2 rRNA genes are annotated in these 263 nt (G+C 49.4%); both read right to left on the bottom strand.

Annotated elements, in window-relative coordinates:
- Positions 1 to 74: ribosomal RNA gene (rrf, locus tag KI367_RS26845) — 5S ribosomal RNA — on the bottom strand; the annotation flags it as partial.
- Between the two features lie 97 nt (positions 75 to 171).
- A 23S ribosomal RNA gene (locus tag KI367_RS26850) occupies positions 172 to 263 on the bottom strand; the annotation flags it as partial.

Raw genomic sequence — 263 nt, forward strand, 5'->3', positions numbered from 1 at the left:
CCATCGGCGCTGGAGGGCTTAACGGTCGTGTTCGGTATGGGTACGCGTGGAACCCCTCCGCTATCGCCACCAAACGATTCAAGTGGTTTGATCACCTGAAAACTAGATACGAAACGTTTGCGTTTTAATAAAGCATATGCTTCCGTAGCGAGCTTTCTTTCAGAAAGCTTTTAGGATAAGCCCTCGACCGATTAGTATTGGTCAGCTCCATGCATTGCTGCACTTCCACCTCCAACCTATCTACCTCGTCGTCTTCAAGGGGT

Source organism: Paenibacillus cookii (assembly GCF_018333375.1).
GTDB lineage: Bacteria > Bacillota > Bacilli > Paenibacillales > Paenibacillaceae > Paenibacillus_AQ > Paenibacillus_AQ cookii.